The sequence below is a fragment of the Streptomyces sp. NPDC060205 genome (assembly GCF_042728395.1).
Classification (GTDB): Bacteria; Actinomycetota; Actinomycetes; order Streptomycetales; family Streptomycetaceae; genus Streptomyces.
In genome coordinates this window covers 1-4,277 of the sequence record NZ_JBHWZP010000529.1, presented here as the reverse complement: position 1 = coordinate 4,277, position 4,277 = coordinate 1, and the positions used below count along the sequence as shown (strand labels likewise).

The following is a 4,277-nucleotide window of genomic DNA, read 5'->3' as shown; positions in this document are numbered from 1 at the left end:
CCTTTTCAGGGGCGCGGGGAACTGCGCAATCTTTTAGGGCTTTTAGGGGTGCGAAGCGCTAGCGCGACCGCTCGACCCGGCGTTCGTCCCACACCGGTTCCGTCGTCTCGCGGACGCGACCGTCGCTGCCGAACACCAGATACCGGTCGAACGCGCGAGCGAACCACCGGTCGTGGGTGACGGCCAGCACCGTCCCCTGGTAGGCCTCAAGCCCTTCCTGCAGCGCCTCCGCCGACTCCAGGTCGAGGTTGTCCGTCGGCTCGTCGAGGAGCAGGGCCGTGGACCCCTCCAGTTCGAGCAGGAGGATCTGGAAGCGGGCCTGCTGCCCGCCGGACAACCGGTCGAACCGCTGCTCCGCCTGCGCCGTCAGCTCGTACCGCCGCAGCCGCGACATCGCCGCGCCCCGGTCCTGGGCATGCTCGCTCCACAGGATGTCGAGCAGGGCACGCCCCTGCAGCTCGGGATGCGCGTGGGTCTGGGCGAAGTGGCCGGCCACGACCCGCGCGCCCAGCTTCCACTCCCCCGTGTGCGCCACGTCGCCGCCCGCCAGCAGCCGCAGGAAGTGCGACTTGCCCGAGCCGTTCGAGCCGAGGACCGCGACCCGTTCGCCGTAGAAGACCTCCAGGTCGAAGGGTTTCATCAGCCCGGTCAGTTCGAGCCCCTTGCAGGTCACGGCCCGTACACCGGTGCGTCCGCCGTGCAGGCGCATCGTGATGTCCTGCTCGCGCGGCGGCTCCGGCGGCGGGCCCGCCTCCTCGAACTTGCGCAGCCTGGTCTGCGCGGCCTGGTAGCGCGAGGCCAGCTCATGGCTGATGGAGGCGGCCTGGCGCAGGTTCAGTACGAGCTTCTTCAGCTGGGCGTGCTTCTCGTCCCAGCGCCGCCGCAGCTCCTCGAAGCGCGCGAAGCGCTCCCGGCGGGCCTCGTGGTACGTGGCGAAGCCGCCGCCGTGCACCCAGGCGTCGGCGCCGGCCGGTCCCGGCTCCACGCTGACGATCTTCTCGGCGGAGCGGGCGAGCAGTTCCCGGTCGTGGGAGACGAACAGGACCGTCTTCCGGGTCTCCCGCAGCTTCTCCTCCAGCCAGCGCTTGCCGGGGACGTCTAGGTAGTTGTCCGGCTCGTCGAGGAGCAGCACCTCGTCGGAGCCGCGCAGCAGCGCCTCAAGGACGAGCCGTTTCTGCTCGCCGCCCGACAGGGTCCGTACCTCGCGGAACTGCGCCTTGTCGTACGGGACGCCGAGCGCGGCCGTGGTGCAGATGTCCCAGAGCGTCTCGGCCTCGTACCCCTGGGCCTCGGCCCAGTCGGAGAGTGCCTGCGCGTACTGCATCTGCGCGGCCTCGTCGTCGACCGTCATGATGCCGTGCTCGGCGCGGTCCACGGCCTGCGCGGCCTCGCGGATCCGGGGCTGGGACACCGAAACGAGCAGGTCGCGCACGGTCGACTCGTCCCGTACGGAGCCCACGAACTGGCGCATCACGCCGAGTCCGCCGCTCACCGTGACCGTGCCGCCGTGCGGCTTCAGCTCGCCGGAGATCAGCCGCAGCAGTGTCGTCTTGCCGGCGCCGTTGGGCCCCACGAGCGCCACCGCGGCCCCTTCGCCCACCCGGAAGGAGACGTCGCCGAGCAGCGCCCTCCCGTCGGGAAGGTAGTACTCCAGGTGCGCGGCTTCGAGATGTCCCATGGTCGCGCATTGTCCGGGGCGGACGGGCGGCGGGGCAAACCGATATGCGCGCCGAAGGCCCGGTGGGGTAGACGATGGAGCATGACCGCTGAAGTAGACCTCACCGCCGCCGGAGCCGGCCATGCCCTGCTGGACCGGCTGATGGCCTTCGACCACCGCCTGTTCGAGGCGGTCGCGACCCGGCACTGGCCGGGCGCCGACCCGCTGCTGCCGAGGCTGAGCCGCAGCGCGAACCACGGGGTGCTGTGGTTCGGCGCGGCGGCGGCCCTCGCGGCGACCCGCTCGCCGCGTGCGCGCCGCGCGGCCGTGCGCGGGATCGCCTCGCTGGCCCTGGCGTCGGCCACGATCAACACGGTGGGCAAGCGCTCGGTGCGCCGTCCGCGCCCCCGCCTCGACGCCGTGCCGGTGATGCGGCAGCTGAAGCGGCAGCCGATCACCACGTCCTTCCCCTCGGGGCACTCCGCGTCGGCGGCGGCCTTCGCGACGGGCGTCGCCCTGGAGTCCCGGCCGCTCGGCGCGGTGGTGGCCCCGGTGGCCGCCGCGGTGGCCCTGTCCCGTATCTACACGGGCGCTCACTTCCCGAGCGACGTGCTCGCCGGCGCGGCGTTCGGAGTGGGTTCCGCCTTCGTCGCCCGCGCCCTGGTGCCGACGCGCGACCAGTTGCCGCCCCCCGGGCGTCCGCGGGCGGATGTGCCGGCCCTTCAGGACGGGGAGGGTCTGGTGCTCGTGGTCAACACCTCGGCGGGCACCGCGGACCGGATGCGCGCCATCGCGGACGCCCTGCCTCTCGCCGAGGTCGTGGAGTGCGAACCGGAGTATCTGCGGGCCGAGTTGGAGAAGGCCGCGGCCCGCGCCGAGGTGCTGGGGGTGTGCGGCGGCGACGGTTCGATCAACGCCGCCGCCACGGTCGCCCTGCGCCACGGCCTGCCGCTCGCCGTACTGCCGGGCGGCACGCTCAACCACTTCTCCAAGGACCTGGGCGTGGAGGACGTACGGGGCCTGAGCCGCGCCCTGACGGAGGGCGACGCCGTACGGGTGGACGTGGGCCGGTACGCCGCCGGTGACCAGGAGGGCTACTTCCTCAACAACTGCAGTCTGGGCGTCTACGCGGAGTTGGTGCGCGAGCGGGACCACTGGTCCAAGCGGATCGGCGGCTGGCCGGCCGGGGTGGTGGCGACCCTGCGTGTCGTGCGCGCGGGCCGGCACCCGCTGCGGACCGATTTCGACGGCAAGGAACGGCCGCTGTGGCTGCTGTTCGCCGGCAACGGCACCTACCACCGGATGGGGCCGATCCCGGCCCGCCGTTACGACCTCGCGGACGGTCTCCTCGACGTACGGGTCGTGCACGGCGGCCGTTTCCCGGCGGTACGCCTGCTGGCCGCGGCCGTGGCCGGACCGCTGACCCGGTCCCCCGTGCACGCGGCGCTCCGCGTCGGCGGCCTCCGCGTGCAGGGCGTCGAACCGGGCACACTGCTGGCCTTCGACGGTGAAGTCAGGCCGGTAGAAGGCGATGTAACGATCCAGAAGCTTCCGGAGGCGCTGACGGTCTACCGTCCGAGCGGCCCGCGCTGACCAGCCGTCAGTCCGTATCGCAAGACGGGGGTCTCACACTTCGACATGGCGACGTAGCGTTCCGGGTACTCCCGTACCGAGTGAACGGATGCCGCCATGCCGAAGGTGCCGAAAGAGACCGCCGTGTACACGCACGGCCACCACGAGTCCGTGCTGCGCTCGCACACCTGGCGTACGGCCGCCAACTCGGCGGCCTACCTCCTCGGCTCGCTCAAGCCGCACATGCGGATCCTGGACATCGGCTGCGGACCTGGCACCATCACCGCCGACCTCGCCGAACTGGTCCCGGACGGGCAGGTCACCGGGGTCGACCACGCGCCCGGCATCCTGGACCGGGCGCGTGCCACGGCCGCCGAACGGGGCCTGGAGAACGTCGACTTCGCCGTCGCGGACGTCCACGCGCTGGAGTATCCGGACGACAGCTTCTGTGTCGTGCACGCCCACCAGGTGCTGCAGCACGTGGGCGATCCCGTGCAGGCGCTGCGGGAGATGTACCGGGTCACGAAGCCGGGCGGTCTCATCGCCGTCCGGGACTCCGACTACGCGGCGATGACCTGGTATCCGCTGTCGCCGGGCCTGGACGACTGGCTCGACCTGTACCGGCGGGTGGCGCGCGCGAACGGGGGTGAGCCGGATGCGGGGCGGCGCCTGAAGTCGTGGGCGCTGGCGGCCGGCTTCCGCGCGAAGGAGATCACGGCCTCGGCGGGGACGTGGTGCTACTCGACGGCGGAGGAGCGGGCGTGGTGGAGCGGGCTGTGGGCGGACCGCACGGTGGCCTCCGCGTATGCGGCGCTCGCGGTGGAGGGGGGTCATGCGGACGTGGGGCGGCTGGAGGGGATCGCTTCCGCGTGGCGGGCGTGGGGCTCGCGGGAGGACGCGTGGTTCGCGGTCCTCCACGGTGAGTTGCTGTCCCGCAAGGGGGTGGCTTGACCCGTTGAGTTGCGTCTGCGGGCCGGTGGGGGTGGCTCGCGCAGTTCCCCGCGCCCCTCAAAAACGGGGCTGCGCCCCTGCTTTTGCCCCTTAGGGG

At 72.4% G+C, this 4,277-nt stretch carries 3 protein-coding genes; 2 read left to right on the top strand and 1 reads right to left on the bottom strand.

Annotation, left to right across the window (positions count from 1 at the left end; all coding sequences use genetic code 11):
* Window positions 1-58 precede the first annotated feature (58 nt).
* The gene (locus ACFWGJ_RS42415; protein WP_387334306.1) at window positions 59-1,678 is read right to left on the bottom strand and encodes an ABC-F family ATP-binding cassette domain-containing protein; all 1,620 of its coding nucleotides are present in this window, start codon (window positions 1,676-1,678) and stop codon (window positions 59-61) included.
* A gap of 81 nt (window positions 1,679-1,759) precedes the next feature.
* On the opposite strand from ACFWGJ_RS42415, the gene ACFWGJ_RS42410 reads away from it, so the two are divergent.
* The gene (locus tag ACFWGJ_RS42410) at window positions 1,760-3,250 is read left to right on the top strand and encodes a bifunctional phosphatase PAP2/diacylglycerol kinase family protein (RefSeq protein WP_387334305.1); all 1,491 of its coding nucleotides are present in this window, start codon (window positions 1,760-1,762) and stop codon (window positions 3,248-3,250) included.
* 96 nt (window positions 3,251-3,346) lie between these two features.
* Window positions 3,347-4,180 (top strand): class I SAM-dependent methyltransferase, encoded by an 834-nt coding sequence (locus tag ACFWGJ_RS42405; protein WP_387334304.1) that lies wholly within the window; start codon window positions 3,347-3,349, stop codon window positions 4,178-4,180.
* Window positions 4,181-4,277: the final 97 nt, after the last annotated feature.